1 protein-coding gene is annotated in these 247 nt (G+C 64.0%); it reads left to right on the top strand.

Going from position 1 to position 247, the window contains the following annotated elements; genetic code table 11:
• Positions 1 to 24: 24 nt before the first annotated feature.
• On the top strand, positions 25 to 247 hold a 223-nt coding region (locus tag ACNQO6_RS18485; protein WP_440209919.1), incomplete at its 3' end, for a hypothetical protein.

Here is a 247-nt window from a genome sequence, read left to right as displayed (position 1 = left end):
GATCTGTCTTGGGATGGCCAGACGATGATCTACGAAAACGGTTCCCTCCTTGCCGCCACCGACAGGTTCTCCCCAGAACCGGGCTACTGCCTGGCCGATATCGACCTCGACCTGCTGCGGCAGGAGCGGTTGCGTCAGGGGTCCTTCGACGACAACGCCCTCGCCCAGCCCACTCAAGCCCCGTGGCGCACCACCACCTTCACTCTGGACCCGCCCCATGACGACATCGGCCTGGAACGCCCTGTTA

It is taken from the genome of Acinetobacter calcoaceticus (assembly GCF_051947995.1).
GTDB lineage: Bacteria > Pseudomonadota > Gammaproteobacteria > Pseudomonadales > Moraxellaceae > Acinetobacter.
The sequence above is the reverse complement of the archived record's forward strand: the minus strand, read 5'-3'. Positions and strand labels throughout refer to the sequence as shown.